We start from the raw sequence: 24187 nt of genomic DNA, 5'->3' as shown, positions 1-24187 counted from the left end.
CCCTCGGGTGTCAGGACGAAGGCATGGCGGCATCACGCGCAGCCTGCTCGAGGAAAGCCTCGAGCGACGGCAGCACGTCGGGCGCGTCGAACAGGCGCGGCGCAGCGACGCGAAGGCGGCCGCGCAGCTCGGAGCGCAGGGCGTCATCGGCGCACAGCGCGATCGCGCGCCGCACGTAGTCCTCGACATCGTGCGCGACGAGAGCCGTGTCCTCGCCGAGCAGACGCAGCATCGCGGCGGTCTGGCGTCCACGCGCGAAACGGCCTTCGAGCGTGACGACGGGCGTGCCCGCCGCGAGCGTATCGAGGCTGGTCGCGCCACCCGAGAAGCCGAACGAATCGAGCACGAGATCCGCTGCGGCGACGCCGGCAAGATAGTCCGCGTGCGTGCGCCGGTCGACCATCACGACATGGCGGCTCGCCTCACCGCCGTGCCGCTCGAACGCACGTGCAAGGCGGGCCTGGAAACGCGCGACAAGCGCATGCGGCGCCGTGAAGAACACGACGACCGCATCGGTGGCCATCGCGATGCGCGCGACCGCATCGTCGAAGGCTGGCTCGAGCTTGAACAGCGCCTGCAGGCACATCAGCAACGGACGCCCCGCCGCGCGCGGCAACCAGCCGGCATCACCCGCTGGCGGCGTCGGCGACGGCACCACACCTAGACCCGGCAGGCGCACGAGACGCTCACGGTAGTGCTGCTGCGCATCCGCAGGCTCCATCGCGTCGCTGGACAGGAACACGTCGAGCGTGTCGATGCCGGTCGTGACGGGATGACCGTATCCCGCGCACTGCACCGGCGCGAGCCGCAGCGCGGCGAGCTGCTGCATGCGGCTGTCCATGCCGACTTCGACGTGCACGAGCACGTCGAGCCGCGCGTTCCGGATCTGCGCGGCGACGTCGTGCAGTCCGGTGCCGCCGACCGCGTGGAAGGCATCGGCGCGCGCGGCGATGCGCGCGGTGACCGCGTCGCCGGCCTCGCCCAGATGAAAGGCCTGCACCTCGAAACGCGCGCGGTCGAGGCCGGTCAGCCAGCCCTCGAAATAGCGCGTGATCGTGTGCTCGCGCATCTCGCAGCTGACGAAGCCGACGCGCACGCGCCCGCCGTGTGCGAGCGGCGCCCAGTCGAGCGGTGCCTTGAGCGCTGCGGGCGCGGCGGCACGCACGGCGTGCGCGACGAGGTCGCCATAGGCGCTGGTGAGCGCGGTCGTGTCGGCGGCGTGGTAGTGAAGCCGGAACGGCACGACGCGCGCGACGGCGTCGGCAAGCGCCGCGGGATCGCGCGCATCGGCCTCGAGGGTCGCGCGGAGTGCGTCCAGACCCTTGGAGAAACGCGCGAGCCAGGCCGTGGAATCGTGTTCCGAATCGAGCAGTGCCGGCAAGGCGAGCGCATCGATCCAGTGCCGCGCGAGCCAGTCCGGTGCAAGCGCCTGCGCACGCGCGAAGGCCTCGCGCGCGGCCTCGCCGTTACCGAGATCGAGCGCGTCGATCGCGAGTTCGCACCACGCCAGCGCATGCCCGGGATGACGCGCGACGACTTCGCGCATGGCCTCGTAGGCGAGCGGCGCATTGCCCAGTCGCCGCAGGGCGAGGCCGAACGCGAGCCAGGCATCGACACGCTGAGGCGCGAGGCGCGTCGCCACCGAGGCCATGTCGGCCGCGACACGCGCATCGCCTGCATCGAGCGCCGTGCAGGCCAGTGCTTCGGCCAGCGCGGGATCCGGCGCCGCGGGGCGCCACAACGGTTGCAGGCAGGCGAACGCTTCGGCGTTCCTCCCCAGCCGGCGCAGCAGGCCCCCGAGACGCAGGCGGGCCTCGCGATGACCAGGCTCGCCAGCGAGTGCGACGGCGTAGAGGCGCTCCGCCTCCGCGGCATCGCGCGAATCCTCGCACAGCAACGCGAGATGGAACGCGCCGGACACATGGCCCGGCTGCACGGCGAGCAAGGCCTCGAGCGTCGCGCGCGCGGCGTCGCGATCGCCCTTGCGGAAGCGTGCGACGGCGAGCTGCAGCAGGATGCCGGTGTCGTCGGGCGCGAGCGCGGCGGCGGCCTGCAGGTTCGCGATGGCCGCGGCCGTCGCACCGCGATCGAGCTGCAGCGCGGCGAGGAAGGCACGCGGCGCGGCTTCGTCGGGATGATGGCGCACGAGCGACTCGCAGGCCTGCTCGGCAAGGTCGCGCCGGCCGGACGCGACGAACGCGCGCACCTCGCCGAGGCGATCCACGGAAACGGTCGACAAGACGGTCGATCCTCGGGTCACGATAAGGAGGCGGATGGTAACGGCTCGCGCCCGCACCTGCCCGTGCGCTTCGCCGCGCCTTGACCGTCCCGCGGCCCGCCGCGTAGCGTGCGGCGCTCGCAACGGAGGCAAGCGATGGCCGCGAAACTCGTCGTGTTCGTGCATGGATGGGGCGTCACCGACACGGCCACCTACGGCGCGCTGCCGGCCCGGCTGATCAGCGAAGCCGGACGCACGGGGGGTCCCGCCCTCGACGTGCGTCATGTGCATCTCGCCCAGTACGTGAGCTTCCGCGACGAGGTGCGCGTCGAGGACCTCGCGCGCGCGTTCGACGCGGCGATCACGCGCGTGCTCGCCGAAGCGGGTCCCGGCCGCCGCTTCGTCTGCATTACGCATTCGACCGGCGGCCCGGTCGTGCGCGAGTGGCTGCATCGCTTCCATCTGCGTACCGGACGCGCCGACGCCTGCCCGATGAGCCACCTCGTCATGCTCGCGCCGGCGAACTTCGGCTCGGCCCTCGCGCAGCTCGGCAAGGGCCGCCTCGCCGCGCTCAAGAGCTGGTTCAGCGGCATCGAGCCGGGCCAGGGCGTGCTCGACTGGCTCGAACTCGGCAGTCCCGAGGCCTGCGCACTCAATTCGGAATGGATCGACACCTCGCCGAAGCTGCGCCTGACCGGCGGCGCGGCGCCGGTGATGCTGTTCGTGCTCAGCGGCGGCACGATCGACCGCAAGCTCTACGACCACATCAACGCGTACACGGGCGAGAACGGCTCCGACGGCGTCGTGCGCCTCGCCGCGGCCAACCTCAACGCGACGCACGTGGTGCTCGAGCAGCCCGCGCCGGATCCGGCCGAGCCGCTGCCGACCGCACGCAAGCGCCTGCGCGAACTGCGCGTCGCCTCGACCACGCGTGCGGTGCGCAGCGCGTTCAAGATCCTGCCCGGCATGGCGCACTCGGGCGATGCCTGCGGGATCATGCGCAGCGTACGCGACGACGGCGCGCCGCATGTCACGGTCGAGGCAATCCTGCGCTGCCTCGCTGTCGAGGATGCCGCGGGCTATGCATCGCTGTGCGCGGCGTTCGAGCGCGAGAATGCGGTCGAGCAGGCGGTCGGCAACCGCCTCGAGGTCGAGCGCGTGCCGGTGCTGCCGGACCGTACCTACATCCACGATCCGCACGCGATGGTGATCTTCCGCCTGCTCGATCCACTCGGGCGCTCGCCCGACGTGAACCTGCTGCTGACTGCGGGACCGCAGGCCGATCCGAACCAGTTGCCGAGCGGCTTCCTCGTCGACCGCCAGGCCAACCGGCGCTCGGGCGCGCTGACGTTCCATCTCAACCACGCCGTGCTCGCCGGCAGCGAGGCGATTCCCGGTCGTCGCGACGGCGAGATCGCGCGCCCTGCACTCGTGCCGCGCCCACCCTACGGCCTGCGCGTGGAACCGCGCGAGCAGGAACGCTTCGTCGAGTACTGGACCTGTGCGCTCGATGCCGCCATGACGGATCTGCTGCCGTGGATCGCGCCGAACGAGACGACCATCGTCGATATCCACCTGCAGCGCATCGTGCGCGAAGGCGTGCTGCGCACGACACGGAAGCTCGGTGCGCGCGATTTCCGCCGTGACGAGCCCGGCGGCGTGGTCTGAATCGAGCTACTGCAACGCGCGCAGCGCACCGGTGACGGGCTCGAGCAGGCTCGCGCGCAAGGCCTCGTCCCAGGATTCGTTCGCGTTCACGTAGAGCGCGAACAGCAGCCCCTGCAGGTTGTGGCGGCGCGCGAGCACGGCCTGCGACGTGAACATCGAACCGTCCTCGGGCACGTCGGCGATGTCGGCGAACCAGTCGCTCCATTCCGAGGCCTGCAGCAGGCCGCGCTGTGCGATGTAGAACACCGGTACGGCGAGGCGCTGCGGCTCGCCGTAGAGGTAGAAGTGGCCCGACTCCGGAGCGACCTGCGCCGAGATCGCGACGAGCATGCGGCCGAGGCGTTCGTTGTCGACGCGGCGGTTCGCGGCGAGCTGGCCGAGCAGGTCGGCCGCGTGCGCGACGCCATGGCGCCAGCCGGCCGCGGCTTCGAAGCCGCGGTAGTCACGGATCGATGCCATGTACGCAGTCGCCGCGTCGGCGATGCCGCGAAGCTGTGTATCGGAGAGGTAGCGCTTCGTGTTGTCGGCGGCGACGAGGTCGGCCAGCACGAGGGCCGCGAACGGCTTGCGGAAGCCACCGCTGTCGGCCGCATTCGACTCGAGGCGTTCGACGAGCTGCGTCGCGAGCTGCTCGCGCGTGGCCTTGTCGAGCTGCTCGCCGAGGATCCAGTGGTTGAGCGCGCCGTAGGCGACCTCGTCGCGCAGCACCGGATCGGGATTCGCGAGGCAGTCGACGAGGCCGAGCGCGAGCGCATCGAGCGGTTTTGGCGCGGCATCGGCCGGTTTCACATCGGCTTTCGCATCGGTACCGATGCCACCCTTGGGCGAGGATGCCGCGAGACCCGACGCCGTCTTCGCATCGGGCTTCGTGGCGACGACGAAGCCCGCGTCGCGCAGCGCGAGCAGGTCGGCGCGTGTCCTGCCCTGCGGCGGACATGCAGCCGTCGCGGAGCCTGCGGCGAAAAGGAAGGCGACCGCGAAGGTGGTCGGGGCGAGGATCGAGGCCATGCCGGCTCCTTGCAGGGGTGGGCATCGTCGCAGACGCGACGGGGCGCGGCCAGCGCGCGGGCCTCTCGGACCACCGATGCGCCGTGAGGTTCCGCCCGGCCGGGATCCGCCCGGTGCATGGCCGCGGCCGCACCGTCGACCGCGCTATGCTGCGCGCGCCGCCCGCAAGGAGACGCCGCATGCCATCGCCCGCCCGCGCGACCGTGTCGACCGTGATCCCGACCATGCGCTACCGCGACGCCCCGGCCGCGATCGAGTGGCTGTGCAATGCGCTCGGTTTCGAGCGCCACGCGGTCTACCCCGACGAGCGCGGCGGCATCGCGCATGCCGAGCTGAGTTTCGGCAACGGCATGATCATGCTGAGCTCGACGGCCGACGACGCCTGGGGCGCACGCATCGCGCAACCCGAGGCGATCGGCGGCCGCGAGACGCAGTGCTGCTGCCTCGCCGTCGACGATCCCGACGCGCACCATGCCAATGCGGTTGCGCACGGCGCCGTCATCGTCGATCCGCTCGAGGACAAGGGCTACGGCGGCCGCGGCTACGGCTGCCGCGATCCCGAAGGCCACCTCTGGTGGATCGGCAGCTACGATCCCTGGCAGCCGCCCGCGGCGTGAACACGCCTGCGCCGGTCGACGGCGCCGACGACGCGACGACCGGCACGCGTCGTTCGCTGCTCGCGTGCACGGCGGCGATGCTCGGCGTGCTCGCGCTGCTCGCCGTGGCCTGCTTCCACTTCCCCGAGTGGCTGACCAGCCGCGACATCCGCGCGCTGTACTCGGAACGTTTCGCGCGCGGCCTGCTGCTGGCCGGCATCGTCGCCGCATTCGCGAGCGGCACGCTCGCCGTGCTGCGCGGGCGCGACCGCCACATCGCCGCGACCGGTGTGGGCGCCGCGACGCTCGCGCTGCTGCTCGGCGGCGCGACGGTCGAGTTCGACACGCTGCAGCCGACGCCGTTCTCGCTCGGTCTGGACTGGTTCGTGCTGTCGGTGCTGTTCTCGGCGATCGCGTTCGTGCCGCTCGAACGCACGTTCGCGCAGCGTGCCCAGCGCACGCTGCGGCCCGGCTGGCGCACCGACCTCGCCTACTTCTTCGCGAGCCACGTGCTCGTGCAGGCGATCCTGATCGCGGTGACGGCGTCGACCTCGTGGGCCGCCGCGCTCGGCGACCACGCACACGTCGTGCAGCACGGCGTGCGTGCCCTGCCCGCGTGGCTGCAATTCGTGCTCGCGGTGTTCGTCGCCGACCTCGGCCAGGCCCTGCTGCATCGTGCCTACCATCGCGTGCCGCTGCTGTGGCGCGTCCATGCGATCCACCATTCGAGCCGTCACCTCGACTGGCTGGCCGGCTCGCGCATGCACCTCGTCGAGATCGTGCTGACACGCAGCCTCGTGCTCGTGCCGCTGGTCGTGATCGGCTTCGAACAGGCGGTCGTCAACGCCTATGTCGTGCTCGCCGGCGTGCAGGCCGTGCTCGCCCACGCGAACCTCGGCACGCGCTTCGGCTGGCTCGAACACGTGCTCGTGCTGCCGCGCTACCACCACTGGCACCACGCGCGCGATCGCGCATTCGTCGACGCGCACTACGCGATCCATCTGCCCGTGATCGATCGCCTCATGGGCACGTTCCGGCTGCCGCGTGACGGTCGCTGGCCCGAGGCCTATGGCCTGCTCGATCCGTCCGAGGTCCCCGAGGGCATCGTGGCCCAGCACGCGTCGGCGTTCCGCCGGCGCTGACTCAGTCGCCGAGCAGGAACGGCCACAGGCTCAGCGCGAGCACGCAGCCGATCGCGAACAGGATCGCGGCCACCTGCACGGGCTGGCCGCGCAAGGAACGCCAGAACGTCGGCGCGGTGCCGTCGCGTCGCGCCTGGTCGTGGGCTTCGCGCATGCGTTCGGCGCGCTCGCGCTGGTAGTCGGCGAGCAGCGGCTTGGCCCTGGCCGCATCGTCGGCGTCGCGTGTCCACAGGCCGCCCGCCGAGATGCCCCAGCGGTTCGGCTCGGTTTCGTAGAACGCGATCGCGTGCTCGGCGAGCAGCGCGCGCACCTCGTCGGCTTCGTCGTCTGGCACGTCGCGCAGGTTGAGGAGGAGATGGCGCATGCCGCGCAGTCTAGTGGCTCGGTGCGCTCGCGTCGCGCCGCGATAGGTTCGGATGGCAGTTTGCGTCATGAGCGGCATGTCCACGCGGAAACCAGCACGACCATGAACCGATCCCTCTTTCCGATCTTCGCCTTCGCGATCGCGGCCGCCGTGCCTCAGAACGCCCACGCCGACATCCTGCGCGTCGGCCGTCAGGCCGAATGCCCGTATCGCACGCTGCAGGCCGCGATCGACGCGGCCGCCGCGAACGGCCCCGGCGAGGACGAGATCCGCCTTGTCGCGGACGAGTTCACGTTGCAACGCGTCGCCATCGTCGACCAGTCCCTGATCGTGTCGGGCGGCTGGTCCGGCTGCGCGGAGAACGCGACGCGCACGGGCAGGAGCGCGTTGCTGGGCGGCTTCGAAGCCGGCGCCGCGGGTATCAACGCCGTCATGCGCATCCAGGCCTCGGGCGAGATGCGCAACGTCACCTTGCGCCACCTCGAGCTTCGCGACGGCACCGGCGGTCCCGACGGCCACGGCGGCGGCATCGATGCCGGCGGCACGCTACGCCTCGTGCTCGAGGACGTCGACGTGCTCGACAACCATGCCGAGGGCGACGGTGGCGGCATCGTCATGCGCGGTCCGGCGAACGGCTTCGGCGGCATCCTCGAACTGCATGCCGGCGTACGCGTGCTCAACAACTCCGCGACCGGCCGCGGCGGCGGCCTCTTCCTCGAACGCGCCACGGCACGCATCCGCGCCGACCGCACCGAGATCGCCTCGAACCGGGCCACGCTCGGCGGCGGCATCGCCGCGTTCGCGTCATCCATCACGATCGGCAGTTTCGGCGAGCCCGAGATCCAGCGCGACGCGACCGGCTCGCGCATCGTGCTCAACCGCGCCGACAAGGGCGGCGGCGTCTACCTCGACACGGGCTCGCTGTTCGACGTGCACGAACTGCAGCTGTCCTGGAACGTCGCCGAGACGATCGGCGGCGGTCTCTACGCGATCGGTGGCTCGCAGCTGCAGATGCAGCGTGACTATCCGAACGCGTTCGCGGTGCAGTGCCAGGGCAACGCGTGTTCCCGCGTCGAGGGCAACCAGGCCGGCAACGGCTGCCCGGGTACGCGCGGCGACGGCGCCGGCCTCGCGTTCGACGGCGGCGCGCGCGCCTACGTGCGGCAGACGTCGATCATCGGCAACTGCTCGTGGGGCTCGCCGGCGATCCAGTCGTGGGGTCCGGTGCTCGAGCTCGACGGCGTCGTCGTCGCCGACAATCGGCTGCGCTGGCGTGACGGCATCAGCTACACGGGACGCTATGCCGTGTCGTACGCGTCACGCGTCGGCGGACCGGCCTCGACCGCACGTACTCGGTTCTCGACCTTCGCCCGCAACGTGCAGGTCAAGGACGACGGCAGTACGGTCCCCGCCGACGCGACCTCGGGCCTCTACACGGGCGGCGCGTGGCAGTTCGAAGCCGCCGCGATCGCGACGATGGATCCGTTCCCCGGCCTGAATTCCGGCACGGGCGCCTGCAACCGCACCGGACTCGACGCGACCGCGTTCGTCGACGTGACCATCGGCGACTACCGTCCACGCACGAACGGACCGCTCGTGGACGCCTGCGCGCCGACGGCGACCACGGTCGAATACCTCGACCCGCTGCTCGCGCCGCGCTGCATCGACCATCCGCGTCCCGACCAGGGTGGCACCTGCGACATCGGCGCCTACGAACTGCAGCCACCGGCGGTGCCGTCCGACCGCGTGTTCGCGCACGGCTTCGAATGATCCGGGTGGACTGACGCGTGACGCATCGGTGCCGCCAGGTGTTGGTGCGTTCAGCCCGGCTTGCGCTCGTCGTCGCCGTCGTCCTTGTCGACGAGCCGCATGATGCGCGGCATCACCGAGAACACGATCAGCGCGAGCAGCGTGCACAGCACCGCCGAACTCTCCTGGCCGAGGCCGGCGGTCATGCCGATCGCCGAGGTCATCCAGATGCCGGCGGCCGTGGTGAGTCCCTTGACGCGCTGCTCGCTCTCGGCCTTCAGGATCGTGCCGGCGCCGAGGAAGCCGACGCCGGCGACCATGCCTTGCATGACGCGCGTGAGCTCGGCCGGCTGCACGCCGATCTGCAGCGGGATGATCATGAAGATCGCCGAGCCGAGCGCGACGAGCATGTGCGTCTTGACGCCAGCCGCCTTGCCCTTCTGCTCGCGCTCGAAGCCGAGCAGGCCGCCGAGGATCGCGGCGAGCAGCAGCCTCACGGTGACACGCGTGAGTTCGGCGACATCGGGCAGATCGGAGAATTCGGACGCGACCGTACTCGTGACCTGCTGCCAGATGCCGCTCATCGACGTATGCTCCGCAGGCTCCGGCAGACCGCGCGATGCGCGCCTGGAGGCCTGCCGAGCATAGCCACTCTGCCGCCGGATTCGATGAATGGCCGCCGCCCCGCCATGACCACGCGACGCCTGACCGATGCCGGCGCGCCGAGCACGCTGGACCTGCCGCCAGGATCGTGGGCGACGGTGCTCGACGCCTTGTGCGCGCACTTCGCGGCGATCCCGCGCGAGACCTGGCTGGACCGCTTCGAGCGCGGCCGCGTGACCGGGCGCGATGGAACGCCGCTCTCGCCCGATCATCCGTATCGCGAAGGCCTGCGCGTGCACTACGTCCGCGAGGTCGAGGACGAGCCCGTCATCCCGTTCGAGGCGACGATCCTGCACGTCGACGACCACCTCGTCGTCGCCGACAAGCCCGCGTTCCTGCCCGTGGTCCCTTCCGGCCGGTTCGTCACCCAGACCCTGCTGCGCCGGCTCGTCGAGGCCCTCGGCAATCCCGATCTCGTGCCGCTGCACCGCATCGACCGCGAGACCTCGGGCCTCGTGCTGTTCTCGGCCGACCCGCGAAGCCGTTCGCGCTACCAGGCCCTGTTCCGCGAACGTGCGATCGCCAAGCGCTACGAAGCGCTCGCGCCGGCCCTGCCCGGGCTCGCGTTCCCGCATGTGCTGCGCAGTCGCATCGGACCCGGCGAACCGTTCTTCCGCATGCGCGAGGTCGACGGCGAACCGAACAGCGAGACGCGCATCGACGTACTCGCGCGCGGCGATACGCACTGGCACTACGCGCTCGAGCCCGTGACCGGCCGCAAGCACCAGCTGCGCGTGCACATGGCCGCGCTCGGCGCGCCGCTCCTCGGCGACACGCTGTACCCCGATCTCGCGCCACGCGCCGACGGCGATTTCAGCCACCCGCTGCGCCTGCTCGCGCGCGGGCTCATGTTCAACGACCCGCTCGACGGCCGCCCGCGCCGCTTCGAAAGCCGCCTCGCATTGTAGAATGGGCGTCTTTGCGCGGCCTTCGGTGGCCCGCGACGACGGAGGATTCCATGCAGCTCGATCAGGTCAAGGCGGTCATCACCGGTGGTGTCTCGGGGCTCGGCCTCGCGGTCGCACACCATGTCGTCGCCGCGGGCGGCAAGGTCGCGCTGTTCGACGTCAACGACGACAAGGGTGCGGCCGCGGTCGAGGCGCTCGGCGCCGCCAACGCGACCTACCTGCGCACCGACGTCACCGACGAGGCCGGCGTCAGCGCGAACATCGCCGCGGCGAAGGCGTTCCTCGGCGGGCTCAATGTCGCGGTCAACTGCGCCGGCATCCTCGGTGCGGGCCGCGTGCTCGGCAAGGACGCACCGATGCCGCTCGACCAGTTCCGCACCACCGTGCTGGTCAACCTCGTCGGCTCGTTCAATGTCGCCAAGGCCGCCGCCGCGGCGATGCAGGGCGAGCCCGCGGGCGAGGACGGCGAGCGCGGCGTCATCGTCAACACGGCCTCGGTCGCGGCCTACGAAGGCCAGATCGGCCAGGCGGCGTACTCGGCCTCCAAGGGTGGCGTCGTCGGGATGACGTTGCCGATGGCGCGCGAGCTCGCGCGCTTCGGCATCCGCGTCATGACGATCGCGCCGGGCATCTTCTGGACGCCGATGGTCGACGGCATGCCGGCCGCCGTGCAGGAGTCGCTGTCGGCGTCGATCCCGTTCCCGTCGCGCCTCGGCCAGGCCGAGGAGTTCGCCGACCTCGTCGCGACGATCGTGCGCACGCGCTACCTCAACGGCGAGACGATCCGCCTCGACGGCGCCGTGCGCCTCGCGCCGAAGTGAGATCCCGCACGGCCATGCATGGAGGTCTGGTCGGCGTGTTCACCGCGCTGCTGCTCGCCTGCTTCGCACCGGCGTCGACGGCGACCGAACCGGCGAAGCCCGAGCCGCGACGCGTGACCTACCGCCACGTCGGCGACCGCGACCTGTCGGCGTTCGTGTTCGCGCCGGCGAACACCGCAGCGAAGCCCGCGCCGGCGATCCTGCTGTTCCACGGCGGCGGCTGGCGCAGCGGCTCGCCCGAATGGACGTTCACGTCGGCGCGCCGCTTCGCCGACCTCGGCCTCGTCGCGATCGCGGTCGAGTACCGCCTGTCGAACGGCGGCTCGACGCCGATCGAGGCGCTCGACGACACCTGCGCCGCGTTCGCGTGGGCGAGCCGGGACGCGTCGGCACTCGGCATCGATGCCAGCCGTATCGCTGCCTATGGCGTGTCGGCCGGCGGCCATCTCGTTGCGACCGCGGCGAGCGCCGGCTGCCCGGCCGTTGCGGGCGGACAGCGCACGCGCGTCACGCCCGTTGCGATGATCCTGTTCTCGCCCGCGCTCGACATGGCGCGCGACGGATGGTTCGGCAAGCTGCTCGACGGACGCGCGAAGGCCGAGGCCTACTCGCCCGTCGACCACAGCGGCGCGCACGTGCCACCGACGCTGATCGTGCAGGGCGACGCCGACACGCTGACACCGGCACGCGGCGCGACCGCCTTCTGCGCGCCCGTCACCGCCGTGGGCGGCATCTGCGAGATCGCCTCGTACCCGGGCCTCGGCCACCTGCTCACGCGCAACCTGTCCAACCAGGAAGACGACTTCGATCCCGACCCGGTCGCGTCGCGCGACGCGACCGTTCGCCAGAAGCGCTTCCTCGAGGCCCGCGGCCTCGTCTCCCCCACTCCTGCCACGGAACCACCCGCACCATGAAAGCCTCCGAGATCAAGCGCGGCAACGTCGTCGAGCACGACGGCAAGGTCTACCAGATCCGCGAAATCGAGCGCAGCTCGCCGCAGGGCCGCGGCGGCAACGTCACGTTCCGCTTCGTCATGTACAGCATCCCGGGCGGCACCAAGCTCGACATCTCGCTGCGCGCCGACGACGACCTCAAGGAAACCGAGGTGACGCGCCGCGCGGTCGCATTCTCGTACAAGGACGGCGACGCGTTCGTGTTCATGGACAACGAGGACTACACGCAGTACACGCTCGACGCCGATGTCGTCGGCGACGCGGCCGGCTACATCGTCGACGGCATCGAGGGCTGCTTCGTGCAGATCATCGACGATGCGCCGATCGCCGTGCAGGTGCCGCAGACCGTCGTGCTCGAGATCGTCGACACCGCGCCGGAGCTCAAGGGCGCGAGCGCGACCAAGCGCACCAAGCCCGCCAAGCTGTCGACCGGCATCGAGGTGCAGGTGCCCGAGTACATCACCAACGGCGAGAAGGTCTACGTCAACACGACGACGGGCGAGTTCTCGGGGCGCGCGTGAGCGCAGCACGCGGCATGACCGGCGCGATCCTCGTCGCGGGATCCGCGAACCTCGATTTCGTCGTGCGTGCGCCGCACATCCCGGCGCCGGGCGAGACCGTGCTCGGCGGCGCCTTCCGCACGTTCCCGGGCGGCAAGGGTGCCAACCAGGCGGTCGCCGCCGCGCGTGCCGGCGGCGCCGCGACGCGCATGCTCGTCGCGCTCGGCGACGACGCCTACGCGACGGAACTCGAAGCCTCGCTACGCGACGCGGGCGTGACGCTCGCGCTCGTGCGCAGCGACGAGCCGACCGGCACCGCGTTCATCTGCGTGTCCGACGCGGGCGAGAACGCGATCACGGTCGCACCCGGCGCGAACGGCGCACTGCGTCCCGCGCACCTGCCCGAACTCGCCGGCACGAGCCATCTGCTGCTGCAGCTCGAGACACCGCTGGCCAGCGTCGCGGCGTACGCGCGCGCGGCGCGCGATGCCGGCGTGCGCGTCGTGCTCAACGCGGCCCCCGCGCAGGCCCTGCCGGCGGAGCTGCTCGCCGACCTCGACGTGCTCATCGTCAACGAAGGCGAGCTCGCGTTGGTCACCGGCATCGACGGCGACATCGCGCGCGCGCTCGACGCGCTCGCGATCCCGTGCGTGATCGTCACGCTCGGCGCACGCGGCGCCTGCGCACGCGACGGCGACACGCGCCTCGTGCAGCCCGGCTTCGCGGTCGAACCGGTCGACACGACCGGGGCCGGCGACACGTTCTGCGGCGTGCTCGCGGCCGCGCTCGCGCGCGGTGCGGCACTCGATGGCGCGTTGCGTGAAGCCTGCGCGGCCTCCGCGCTCGCCTGCACGCGTCCCGGGGCCCAGACCGGCGTGCCGCCACGCGGCGAGGTCGAGGCGCTGCTCGCGGCGACGCCCGCGTCCGATGCGCAGTCGACGGCCGCGCTCGCAGCCTACTGCGGCTTCACGTCCGGCACGTCGGCCACCGGTCAGCGCTGATCCTCACGCGCCGCGACGCAGGCTCTGCCAGACTGGCCCCATGGCGACACCGGTCTACCGCTTCGGACGCTTCCGGCTCGATCCGCGGGCACGCGAACTGCTCGAGGACGGCGTGCGCGTCGACCTGCCGCTCGCGACGATCGACTGCCTCGTCTACCTGATCCGCCACCGCGACCGCCCGATCGGCCGCGACGAGCTCGCGAGCGCGGTCTGGGGCCGCGTCGACGTCAGCGAAGCCTCGCTCAACCACGCCGTCATGCGCCTGCGCCGCCACCTCGGCGACACCGGCAACGAGCAGCGCGTGATCCGCACCGTGCCGCGCCACGGCTACCGCTGGGTGCTCGACGTCGAGGAGGAGCTGCCGGTCGAAGCCTCCGCGCCGCGCCCGAAGGAAGCGATCGGCGAAGCGGACGACGGCGCGGTCGCCGGTGACGATGCACCGCTCGCCGCCGCTGCGCCTCAAGCCGCGGCGAGCGATCCCGCAACGCCGCGACCACGCCCGCGACGCGGGCTCGTGTCCGCACTCCTCGCGTTGCTCGTCATCGGTCTCGGCGTCGCGGTGACGTCGTTCGTGAACGTCAGGAAGGATGCGGACGTGGCGGCGGCTCCCGTCGCCACGGCCGTGCTGCCCGTCGAGGTCGACGCGGGCGCCGAGTGGGCGTGGCTGCGCTTCGGCCTCATGGATCTCGTCGCGAGCCAGTTGCAGCGCGCGGGACTCGCCGTCGTGGCGAGCGAGGTCGTCGTCGCGGTCACCGCCTCGCCCGACGGCGATGTCGCCACGCGACTCGCGCCGATCGCCGCCGGCACCGTGCGCGCCTCGGCCTCGTTCGCGAACGGCCAGTGGCGCGTGCACCTCGAACGCCGCGTCGGCGAGGCCTCGCTCGTCGTCGACACGCGCGATGCCGACCCCGTGCGTGCCACGCGCGCGGCCGCCGACGAACTCGTGATCAAGCTCGGCCGCGCGCCACCGCAGGATGCCGTCGACGACGAGACGCTCGCGCGCGAAACCCTGCGCCGGCGCATCAGCGCGGCCGTACTCGCGGGCCAGGTCGACGTCGCGCGCCATCTGCTCGAGGCTGCCCCGCCGGCGCTGCGCACGCACCCCGACATCGCCTTGAGCGAGGCTTCGCTCGCGTTCTTCGCGGGCGATTACGACGCCTCGCGCGCACTCGCCGAGCGCCTGCTCGCCTCATTGCCCGCCGACGCGCCGCCTGCGCTGCGCGCACGCGCCTGGACGACCCTCGGCGCGGCGCAGTTCCGCCTGTGGCGGCTCGACGATGCGCAACGCAGTTACACGAACGCACTCGCACTCGCCGCCGACGGCGCCGATGCCGGCGCCCAAGCACGCGCCCACATCGGCCTCGGCGGCATCGCGAGCCAGCGCATGCGACTCGAGGACGCCGCCGATCACTACGGCCGCGCGCGCACGCTGCACGCGATGCGCGACGACGCGTTCGGCGTCGCCGCGGTCGACCTCAACCTCGGCATGAACGCGCTGCAGCGCGGCCAGCCCGCGCAGGCCCTCGTCGTGCTGCGCGGCGCCGACACGCGCTTCGCGACGCTGCATGCCGACGACGCCCTCACCGCCACGCTGGCCGCGCGCGCCGACGCCGAGGTGCAGCTGCTCGACATCGATGCCGCGCGGGCAACCGCATCCCGCATGCTCGACCTCGAGCGACGGGTCCAGAACCCGCGCCAGCGCGGCGACCTCATGCTCGCGCGCGCGCAGGTCGCGGTCGCCGCGGGTCGGCTCGACGAGGCCGACGGCCTGCTGTCGCAGATCCTCGACGCGAGCGATCCCGACCACGACGGCGCGCTGCGCGCCTCGGCCGAAGGTGTGCTCGCCGCGAGCGCCTTGCTGCGCGGGCGCGACGAAAGCGCCGCCGAATTCGCGGCGGCAGCGCACGTGCCCGACCTGCTGAGCCGCCACCGCGGCGACTACGCGCGGGCCTGGCTCGTGCGCAGCCGCGCGCTGCAACGTCTGGGACGGACGACCGAGGCCGCGGCCGAGGTCGCCGGCCTGCGCGCATGGGCCGACGCCGATGCCGCGCATGCGGAAGCGTGGATCACCGCGCTCGCCGAGGCCTTCCAGGCCGAGCACGAGGGACGCCGCAACGACGCGCTCGCACGGTATGCCGAAGCGTTCCAGCCCGTGCTCGCACGCGAGGCGCCCGAAGCGCTGCTCATGGTCGCCGAGCCTTACGTGCGCCTGCTGATCGCCGCGAACCGCGTCGATGATGCCGTGTCCGTCAACGGCCGCATCGCCGGCTACGCCGACCACGATGCGCGCGCCGCGCTGTCGGCCGCACGCATCTACGCGGCGCTCGGCAACGCGCCGGCCGCCGCCCAGGCCCGCGACCGCGCGACAACGCTCGCCGGCGAACGCACGGCGCTGCTCGACGACGCGCTCCCCTGACCGCGGGCGCGAGGATCTTTTTTGCGCAGCTCCGACCCGGTCGTGCACGGCGTCATCGCCGACATCGATCATGCATCCCCGGTGCCACAGTTCCCTGCGGCGGAATCCGCTGCGCGGGTTCCGCCCTACGAGACGGCCGTGTGCGGCAGAGCGTGACGCACCACGAGCAGGGCGGAACCGCCGCAGGCGATTCTGCCGCGAGCGACATCGGCACGTCGCGTGGCGACATCCGGCATACGGGCCGGCACAGCGGCATCGCCATCCGACGCACCGCTGCGCATCGATCCTGCGGCGCAGGCGTCACCCGCATGACCCGACGATGAAGAAAATCCTTCTGTTACCGTCACCTACAGCGTCGCTACAAGGTTTCTACAAGCGCCGGCGCGCGATCGGCGGGATGGTCGGGGCGCCCCGCGCGGCGATCGCCGCGTCGTCCTCCCGCCCCCGCCAAGGTCCGTCATGCCGTCGATGCCGCGTTCCGTGCTCCGCCCCCTGCCCGCCCTGCTCGCATTCGTGCTGAGCGCTCCGCTGCACGCGGGGCAGGCGCCGTCCTACCAGCTCGTGCGCCTCGACGTGCCGGGTGCGACCAGTGTCTCGGTCAACGACGTCAACGACCTCGGCGAGGCCGTCGGCAGCTACCAGGACGCCGACTTCCTGCGCCACGCGGTCTACTGGGACGCCTCCGGCACGGCGCACACGCTGGCGGTCACGCCGGGCGTCGAGGTCGAAGGCATCGCGCGTGCGATCAACAACCAGGGCCAGATCGTCGGCACCGCGACCGACTACGACTTCGGCGGCGTCGCCGGACTGCTGTGGACGACCGCCGCGCCGGACACCTACACGGTCATGCACAACATCGCAGGCGAGGCGGCCAACGTCGCCGACATCAACGATGCCGGCATCGCGGTCGGCGGCCTTTCGGGCTTCGGTACGGGTGCGCCGAGCCATGCTTTCGTATGGACGGCCGCAGGCGGCCTCGTCGACTACGGCGTCGCCGACCCGATGGTCGAGAACCAGCACGCGCGCTGGACCGCGGTGGACGCGGCCGGCAAGCTCGTCGGCTACTGGAGTGTGGGCTTCTCGACGATCCACGCGACGGTCGGCCAGGTGGGGACGCCGGCCGTGCTGCCGATGAGCAGCCAGACCGAGGCCTTCCCGACCATCGCCGCCGGCATCAGTCCAGGCGGCACCGCCGTCGGCCTCGGCCTCGCCGCGGCGAACCCGGCACTCGTGCCGGTCGTGTTCGCGGCCGATGGCACCTACACCGAGATCCCCGGCGCGACGCTGTCGCAGAGCAACGGCGGCGCGACAGCGATCAACGCGGCCGGCGTGATCGTCGGCAATGCCGGCATCGGCACGGCCAACGGCATCGTGCCGGGCCTGCAGGCTTTCGTGCACATCGACGGTGCCAGCCACGACCTCTTCACGCGCACCGTCGACACGACCGGCTTCACGCGTTTCGCGAGTGCGGTGTCGATCAACGCGAGCGGCGTCATCGCGGGCACGGGCCGCCTCGCCGACCAGAGCGTCGCGAGCTTCCTGCTCGTGCCGGTCGCCACCGACGCGATCTTCGCGGACGGATTCGACGACTGATCGCCTCGCGATCGCGCGTCCACGGCGGAGTCGCCTGCGGCGGTTCCGACGTGCGACGTGGCATCGTCGCCGACAGCATCGCGCCCGCGCACGACTTCGTCACCCCGGCCTGCGCCGGGGCGACGCATGGGCGGATCGGCAGCGCCGTGGATGAATCGTGGGCCGTACGCCTCTCGACCCCGAAGGTGCGCCCGGAGACACGCAAGACGGCATCCACGCCTTCGTTGGCGAGCAGGCCCCTGCCCGGCACACGCCACGGCGTCCCGGGCCGGAAGCATGGCCCGGACGGTCAGCCTTCCCGCGCCAGCCAGCGCACCGCCATGCGCTTCAGCGACGCGTCGGTCTCCGGGTCGGCGGCGAGTCCCGCAATGTCGCGCCAGGCGAGTTCGAGCGATTCCTCGCTGACGACGAACGCCTCGTCGGTGGTCGCCCGCACGACGAAACGCACGTCGTAGTGCCAGTGCCCCGGCTCACCCTTGCGCTCGGGGATCCAGTGGCGGTCGAGGTCGAAGATCGCCGGCTCGACGACGAGGCCGGACAGGCCGGACTCCTCCTCGGCCTCGCGCAGCGCGACGGCGACGAGATCGCGGTCGCCGTCGGCATGGCCGCCGAGCTGCAGCCAGCGCTGGAGCTTGCGGTGGTGGGTCAGCAGCACGCGACGCCCGTCGGCGCTGACCAGCCAGGCCGCGCCCGTGAAGTGGCCGACCGCGTGGTGGCGCTCGTACGCATCGGCAGAACTCGCGAGAAAGGTGAGGAATTCGGCCGCACCGGCGGCATCGACGCGGCGGGCGTAATCATCGAACGCACGGGCGGTGGCATCATCGGGAACGGTCATGCGGCCTGGCTCGGGAGCGGGGGCGCGCGAGCCTGCACGTCCGCGGCGACGCGGGCAAGTGCCGTGCGCAGGCCTTCACCAACGCGTCACGCGCTTGTGCTGGCGGAGCCGGTTTGGCATCGTACGACGCCACGTCCGCGTCCATGCGGGCCCGCACTCTCGACGCGCCACGCGCGTCCGATGACCACGCGTACCGGGGAGATACAATGTCCAAAGGCCTTTTCGTAACGAAGCCTGTGCAGGCTTCGCCGCACGTCGACGCCGGTGAACCGGTCGAAGGTTCGCTGCAGGGCGAAGTCACGCTCAAGCGCACCCTGACCGGCACCCAGCTCGTCATGCTCGGCATCGGCGCGGTGATCGGCGCGGGCATCTTCGTGCTGACCGGCCATGCCGCAGCGGCCCATGCCGGCCCAGCCATCGTGCTGAGCTTCGTGCTCGCGGGCGTCGCCTGTGCCTTCGCGGGCCTGTGCTACGCCGAGTTCGCGGCGATGCTGCCGGTCTCGGGCAGCGCCTACTCCTACTCCTACGCGACGCTCGGCGAGGTCGTGGCCTGGTTCATCGGCTGGAACCTCGTGCTCGAGTACCTCTTCGCGGCATCGACCGTGGCCGTCGGCTGGTCGGGCTATTTCAACAGCCTGCTCGGCAGTTTCGGCATGGCCTTGCCGGCCTCGCTCTCGACCGCGCCGCTCAATGTCGTCGAAGGCAAGATCGTCTACACCGGCGGCCTGTTCAACCTGCCCGCGGTCGCGATCGTCGCGGCGATCAGCACGCTGTGCTACGTCGGCATCACGCAATCGGCGTTCGTGAACTCGATCATCGTCGCGATCAAGGTCGTCGTGATCCTCATGTTCGTCGCGTTCGGCCTGCAGTACGTGAATCCTGACAACTGGGTTCCGTTCATCCCCGAGAACCAGGGGCCGGGCCAGTACGGCTTCGACGGCATCGTGCGCGGTGCCGCGGTGGTGTTCTTCGCCTACATCGGCTTCGACGCGGTATCGACGGCGGCGGGCGAAGCGAAGAACCCGCAGCGCGACATGCCGATGGGCATCCTCGGCTCGCTGGCCATCTGCACGATCATCTACATCATCGTCTCGCTCGTGCTCACGGGCATGCTGCCGTTCACGCAGCTCGGCACGCCGAAGCCGGTCGCGACCGCGCTCGAGGCCTACCCGTCGCTGCTGTGGCTCAAGCACGTCGTCGAGATCGGCGCGATCGCGGGCCTGAGCTCGGTGATCCTCGTCATGCTCATGGGCCAGCCGCGCATCTTCTACGCGATGGCGCAGGATGGCCTGCTTCCGAAGATCTTCAAGCGCGTGCACCCCAAGTTCCAGACCCCGCACGTCGGCACGGTCATCGTCGGCTTCGTGGCCTGCATCCTGGCCGGCTTCCTGCCGATCGGCCTGCTCGGCGAGCTCGTCTCGATGGGCACGCTGCTCGCGTTCGCGACCGTGTCGATCGGCGTGCTGATCCTGCGCCGTACCCAGCCGAACCTGCCGCGTCCGTTCCGCGTGCCGTTCGCGACGATCATCTGCCCGCTCGGCGCGCTCGCCTGCCTGTACCTGTTCTGGCAGCCGTTCCGCGAGCACTGGCCGCTGATGACCGGCTGGACGGTGATCGGCTTCGTGATCTACTTCGGCTACGGCTACCGCAACAGCAAGCTGCGCAACCAGGCCTGATCCACCCGAGGCCGGCGGTGACCCCGCCGGCCTCTTGCGTTGCATACCACCCCTCGTTCCATCCTCCGCGTCGAGACCCCGCGCATGACCTCGAGCAGCGTCCGCAAGATCGGACCCGTCCTCGCCACGTTCGTCGTGGCCAACAACATGATCGGCTCGGGGTTCTTCCTGCTGCCGGCGACGCTCGCGGGATCGGGCGCGGTGACCGCGCTGAGCTGGCTGCTCGGCACGGTGCTCGCGGTGGTGCTCGGCGGCGCGTTCGCGCGGCTCGCGCGCGAATACCCGCAGATGCAGTCGCCCGACGACTACGTACGGCCGTCGCTCGGTCGCGACGTCGGCTTCCTCGCCACCGCGCTGTACTGGATCTCCTCGTGGATCGGCAACAACGCGATCGCGGTCGCCGCGTTCGGCTACCTCGTCACCGTGCTGCCGTTCGACGGCAGCAACCCCACGGTACAGATCGCCGGCCAGATCGCGCTGATCCTGCTCATGTTCGCGATCAACCTGTTCGGCCCGAAGCAGGTCGCACGTTTCCAGTCGCTGTGCGTCGTGCTCGGCCTGCTGCCGGTCAGCGTCGTGCTGCTCGGTGGCTGGGGCAGCTTCGACACGGCGATCTACGAGGCCGCATGGAACGTGACCGACCGCTCCGATGCCTCGGTCGTGTTCGCCTCGCTTGCACCGATCTTCTGGGCCTTCGTGGGACTCGAGACCGGCGCGATGGTCGCCGGGATCGTGCGCGATCCGGATCGCAACGTGCCGCGCGCGACACTCGCCGGCATCCTCATCGCAGGCGTGGTCTACCTCGTCGCCTCGGTGCTCGTCATGGGAATCGTGCCGAGTGCCGAACTGGCCGCCTCAAGCGCGCCGTTCGCCCTCGTCGCGGGCCGCATCTTCGGCGAATGGGCCGTGCCGGTCATCGCGATCGCCGCGGCGATCAAGGCCACCGGAACCCTCGGCGGCTGGATGCTCGTGACCGGCGAGACCGGCGCGCGCGCCGCGCAGCGCGGCTACCTGCCGGCGGTCTTCGGCCGCATGCTGCCGAACGGCGCAGCGGGCTGGGGCCTGGCCATCGTCGCCGTGTCGATGTGCGCGTTCGCGCTGCTGACGCTCGCGCCGACCGCCGCGCAGCAGTTCGGCACGATCATCGAGATGGCCGTGCTGCTCGTCGTGCTCGGCTACGCCGCGGCAGGCCTGAGCCTGCTCGTCGGCACGCCACAGCGCCCGTCCGGCACGCGCGAGCGCCTGCTCGGTGCCGGCGCACTCGTCGCCTGTGCGCTGCTGCTGGTCTCGTCGGGCTGGCAGACCCTGCTCGGTGCGGCAGCGATCGCCGCGGTCGCGTGGGGCCTGTTCCGCGTGTTCGGCAGCCGCGCACCGCGCTGAGGCCTGCGCGCACCGCCGATGTGCCCCGGGAGCGTGACCTTCGCCGTTTGGCCAAGCGCGCGGCGATAGCTATAGTCGGCGGATACCTTCACCGGACCGCCCCATGCCGCGCACGTACGCCCCGGCCCTGATCGGCCTCTCCGCTTCCAGCCTCCTCCTGTCCGCCTGCATGCACACCGCCACCGCACCCGATGGCGCACGCGCCGCCTCCACCGCACCGACCAAGCCGACGATCAGCTACCCGGTCTCGCGCACGGTCGACCACGTCGACACCTACCACGGCACGCGCATCGCCGATCCGTACCGCTGGCTCGAGGACATCGACGCCAGCGAGACCGCCGACTGGGTCGCCGCGCAGAACGAAACGACATTCGCACACCTGCGCGGCATCGCGCAGCGCAACGAGCTGCGCACCCGACTCGAGCAGCTCTGGAACTACGAGCGCACATCGCCGTACGAGCGCCACGGCGCGCTGTATGCGTTCTCGAAGAACGACGGCCTGCAGAACCAGTCGGTGCTCTACGTCACCGACAAGCCGGGGGCCCCGGCGCGCGTGCTGCTCGATCCGAACAAGCTCTCCACCGACGGCACCGTCGCGTTCAAGGGCGGCGAGTTCAGCCCCGATGGCCGCCTGTTCGCCTACGGCCTGTCCTCGGGCGGCTCGGACTGGGAGCAGTGGCGCGTGCTCGACGTCGGCACCGGCAAGCCGCTCGCCGACACGCTGGAATGGGTCAAGTTCTCGACCACCGCGTGGAGCAAGGACGGCAAGGGCTTCTACTACAGCCGCTACGACCAGCCCAGTGGCGAGAACGCGCTCAAGGCCGTCAACACGTTCCAGAAGGTCTACTACCACGAGGTCGGCACGCCGCAGGAGCGCGACCGCCTCGTCTACGAGCGCAAGGACGAGCCGAACTGGGGCTTCGGCACCACCGTCACCGACGACGGACGCTACCTGCTGCTGAGCGTCTGGCGCAGCACCGAGCCCAAGAACCTCGTGCTGATCCGCGACCTCAAGGCCAAGGGCGGCAAGGTGCGCGAACTCGTCGGCGAGTGGACCGCGAGCTTCGACTTCCTCGGCAGCGAGGGCAGCACGCTGTACTTCCTCACCGACGACGGCGCCGCGCGTTACCGCGTGATCGCGATCGACGCGCGCAAGCCCGCACGTTCGAACTGGCGCGAGATCGTCGCCGAGGCACCCGAGACGCTCGCCAGCGCACGCCTCGTCGGCGGCCAGATCGTCGCCTCCTACCTCAAGGATGCGCGCAGCGTGATCCGCCGCTTCGGCCTCGACGGCCGCGCGCTCGGCGAGGTCGCCCTGCCCGGCCTCGGCACGGCGAGCGGCTTCACCGGCAAGGCACGCGACACCGAGAGCTTCTTCTCGTACACGAGCTTCGTCGACCCGGCCGCGGTCTACCGGCTCGACACGAAGACCGGCACGGCCGAGCGCATCGTCGCCCCGGCCTACCCGATCGACACCTCGGCCTACGAGACACGCCAGGTCTTCTACACGAGCAAGGACGGCACCAAGGTGCCGATGTTCATCTCGGCCAAGCGCGGCCTCGCGCTCGACGGCAACAACCCGACCATCCTCTACGGCTACGGCGGCTTCAACATCTCGGTGACGCCGTCGTTCTCGCCGGCCGTGATGGCATGGCTCGAGCGCGGCGGCGTCTACGCCGTCGCCAACCTGCGCGGTGGCGGCGAGTACGGCCGCGCCTGGCACGAGGCCGGCATGAAGGCGAACAAGCAGAACGTGTTCGACGACTTCATCGCCGCGGCCGAGTACCTCGTTGCCGAGAAGGTCACCTCGCCGAAGTCGCTCGCGATCCGCGGCGGCTCGAACGGCGGCCTGCTCGTCGCCGCGGTCGAACTGCAGCGCCCCGACCTGTTCGCGGCGGCGATCCCGGCGGTCGGCGTGCTCGACATGCTGCGCTTCCGCGACTTCACGATCGGCCGTGCATGGGAATCGGACTACGGTTCGGTCACCGACGAGGAAGGCTTCCGCACGATCCGCGCGTACTCGCCGCTGCACAACATCAAACCCGGCGTCGACTACCCGGCCACGCTCGTGATCACGGGCGACCACGACGACCGCGTGTTCCCGGCGCACAGTTTCAAGTTCGCCGCCGCGTTGCAGGCGATCAACCCGAAGCGTCCCGCGCTGATCCGCATCGACGTGCGCGCCGGCCACGGCCAGGGCAAGCCGACCAGCAAGCTCATCGACGAGACCGCGGACGTCTACGCGTTCATCCTCGACGCGTTCGGGCGTTGAGGGGAAGCCACCCGGGATGCGTGCATCCCGGGTGGTACGTGATCGGGGTCACCTGCGCGGCGCTCTTGGCCGAACGCGACATACGCGGGACGCACGCAACTCGACGTAGCCGTCGCCGGAAGAATGGGGTCAGGTTCATTTTTCCCGCCGACGTGCCATCTGTCAGCGAGCGGGATCACGGGGAAAAATGAACCTGACCCCAGCTTTAGGGGGACGGTGAGGCGGCGTGACGACGTCAGAAGCTCGTCGCGTGATCGTCCCCTCATCCGGCCCTTCGGGCTACCCTCTCCCGGAGGGAGAAGGGAAAGACGCGCCAGACCATGCTGCTGTCGAGCTGCAGCCGAAAGGGTAAGCCCGCCACCTGACGCGACGGGTTCGAACCCGTCGCGATTCCGGCCACCCGGCCTCGCAAAGGACAGAACCC

General features: G+C 71.1%; 19 protein-coding genes. 14 read left to right on the top strand and 5 right to left on the bottom strand.

Annotated elements, in window-relative coordinates:
• Window positions 1–10 precede the first annotated feature (10 nt).
• Window positions 11–2239 (bottom strand): O-linked N-acetylglucosamine transferase family protein, encoded by a 2229-nt coding sequence (locus tag ACQQ2N_RS15055; protein WP_440222394.1) that lies wholly within the window; start codon window positions 2237–2239, stop codon window positions 11–13.
• Between the two features lie 135 nt (window positions 2240–2374).
• Between ACQQ2N_RS15055 and ACQQ2N_RS15050 the strand changes: the two genes are divergently transcribed.
• The gene (locus tag ACQQ2N_RS15050; protein ID WP_440222393.1) at window positions 2375–3886 is read left to right on the top strand and encodes an esterase/lipase family protein; all 1512 of its coding nucleotides are present in this window, start codon (window positions 2375–2377) and stop codon (window positions 3884–3886) included.
• Between the two features lie 6 nt (window positions 3887–3892).
• Here the strand turns inward: ACQQ2N_RS15050 and ACQQ2N_RS15045 are convergent, their stop codons facing one another.
• A complete protein-coding gene (locus tag ACQQ2N_RS15045; RefSeq protein WP_440222392.1) occupies window positions 3893–4894 on the bottom strand; it encodes a DUF2785 domain-containing protein in 1002 nt (333 codons plus the stop codon).
• A 179-nt stretch (window positions 4895–5073) separates the two neighbouring features.
• Between ACQQ2N_RS15045 and ACQQ2N_RS15040 the strand changes: the two genes are divergently transcribed.
• Window positions 5074–5511, top strand: a complete 438-nt coding sequence (locus ACQQ2N_RS15040; RefSeq protein WP_440222391.1) for a VOC family protein — start codon at window positions 5074–5076, stop codon at window positions 5509–5511.
• Entirely contained in the window at window positions 5508–6632 is a 1125-nt protein-coding gene (locus ACQQ2N_RS15035; RefSeq protein WP_440222390.1) for a sterol desaturase family protein, read from the top strand. Before ACQQ2N_RS15040 ends, ACQQ2N_RS15035 begins: the two co-directional genes overlap by 4 nt.
• Window position 6633: 1 nt before the next feature.
• Here the strand turns inward: ACQQ2N_RS15035 and ACQQ2N_RS15030 are convergent, their stop codons facing one another.
• Window positions 6634–6996, bottom strand: coding sequence for a DUF6164 family protein (locus ACQQ2N_RS15030; protein WP_440222389.1), 363 nt, complete (start codon window positions 6994–6996; stop codon window positions 6634–6636).
• A 102-nt stretch (window positions 6997–7098) separates the two neighbouring features.
• Between ACQQ2N_RS15030 and ACQQ2N_RS15025 the strand changes: the two genes are divergently transcribed.
• Entirely contained in the window at window positions 7099–8766 is a 1668-nt protein-coding gene (locus ACQQ2N_RS15025; protein WP_440222388.1) for a hypothetical protein, read from the top strand.
• 50 nt (window positions 8767–8816) lie between these two features.
• Here the strand turns inward: ACQQ2N_RS15025 and ACQQ2N_RS15020 are convergent, their stop codons facing one another.
• Entirely contained in the window at window positions 8817–9329 is a 513-nt protein-coding gene (locus ACQQ2N_RS15020) for an MgtC/SapB family protein (protein WP_440222387.1), read from the bottom strand.
• A 6-nt stretch (window positions 9330–9335) separates the two neighbouring features.
• Between ACQQ2N_RS15020 and ACQQ2N_RS15015 the strand changes: the two genes are divergently transcribed.
• From ACQQ2N_RS15015 to ACQQ2N_RS14985, 7 genes are all read left to right on the top strand, one after another.
• Window positions 9336–10316, top strand: coding sequence for a pseudouridine synthase (locus ACQQ2N_RS15015; RefSeq protein ID WP_440222386.1), 981 nt, complete (start codon window positions 9336–9338; stop codon window positions 10314–10316).
• A gap of 50 nt (window positions 10317–10366) precedes the next feature.
• Window positions 10367–11137, top strand: a complete 771-nt coding sequence (locus ACQQ2N_RS15010; protein WP_440222385.1) for an SDR family NAD(P)-dependent oxidoreductase — start codon at window positions 10367–10369, stop codon at window positions 11135–11137.
• A gap of 14 nt (window positions 11138–11151) precedes the next feature.
• Entirely contained in the window at window positions 11152–12051 is a 900-nt protein-coding gene (locus ACQQ2N_RS15005) for an alpha/beta hydrolase (protein ID WP_440222384.1), read from the top strand.
• Entirely contained in the window at window positions 12048–12611 is a 564-nt protein-coding gene (yeiP, locus tag ACQQ2N_RS15000; protein ID WP_440222383.1) for an elongation factor P-like protein YeiP, read from the top strand. The genes ACQQ2N_RS15005 and yeiP overlap by 4 nt, the downstream gene beginning before the upstream one ends.
• Before the next feature lie 14 nt (window positions 12612–12625).
• The gene (locus ACQQ2N_RS14995) at window positions 12626–13591 is read left to right on the top strand and encodes a ribokinase (protein ID WP_440222382.1); all 966 of its coding nucleotides are present in this window, start codon (window positions 12626–12628) and stop codon (window positions 13589–13591) included.
• Window positions 13592–13631: 40 nt separating this feature from the next.
• The gene (locus ACQQ2N_RS14990) at window positions 13632–16007 is read left to right on the top strand and encodes a winged helix-turn-helix domain-containing protein (RefSeq protein ID WP_440222381.1); all 2376 of its coding nucleotides are present in this window, start codon (window positions 13632–13634) and stop codon (window positions 16005–16007) included.
• Window positions 16008–16487: 480 nt separating this feature from the next.
• The gene (locus ACQQ2N_RS14985; RefSeq protein ID WP_440222380.1) at window positions 16488–17600 is read left to right on the top strand and encodes a hypothetical protein; all 1113 of its coding nucleotides are present in this window, start codon (window positions 16488–16490) and stop codon (window positions 17598–17600) included.
• Window positions 17601–17889: 289 nt separating this feature from the next.
• On the opposite strand, the gene ACQQ2N_RS14980 is transcribed toward ACQQ2N_RS14985, so the two are convergent.
• Window positions 17890–18435, bottom strand: coding sequence for an NUDIX hydrolase (locus tag ACQQ2N_RS14980; RefSeq protein ID WP_440222379.1), 546 nt, complete (start codon window positions 18433–18435; stop codon window positions 17890–17892).
• 206 nt (window positions 18436–18641) lie between these two features.
• Here ACQQ2N_RS14980 and ACQQ2N_RS14975 point away from each other — a divergent pair, with 206 nt between their 5' ends.
• From ACQQ2N_RS14975 to ACQQ2N_RS14965, 3 genes are all read left to right on the top strand, one after another.
• Window positions 18642–20111 (top strand): amino acid permease, encoded by a 1470-nt coding sequence (locus ACQQ2N_RS14975; protein WP_440222378.1) that lies wholly within the window; start codon window positions 18642–18644, stop codon window positions 20109–20111.
• Between the two features lie 84 nt (window positions 20112–20195).
• On the top strand, window positions 20196–21491 hold the full coding sequence (locus ACQQ2N_RS14970; protein ID WP_440222377.1) for an amino acid permease: 1296 nt from the start codon (window positions 20196–20198) through the stop codon (window positions 21489–21491).
• Window positions 21492–21594: 103 nt separating this feature from the next.
• A complete protein-coding gene (locus tag ACQQ2N_RS14965) occupies window positions 21595–23763 on the top strand; it encodes a prolyl oligopeptidase family serine peptidase (RefSeq protein ID WP_440222376.1) in 2169 nt (722 codons plus the stop codon).
• The last annotated feature ends 424 nt before the right edge of the window (window positions 23764–24187 follow it).

The organism is Dokdonella aquatica, assembly GCF_051987395.1.
Taxonomy (GTDB): domain Bacteria; phylum Pseudomonadota; class Gammaproteobacteria; order Xanthomonadales; family Rhodanobacteraceae; genus Dokdonella.
This window is presented reverse-complemented; position numbering and strand designations above follow the sequence as displayed.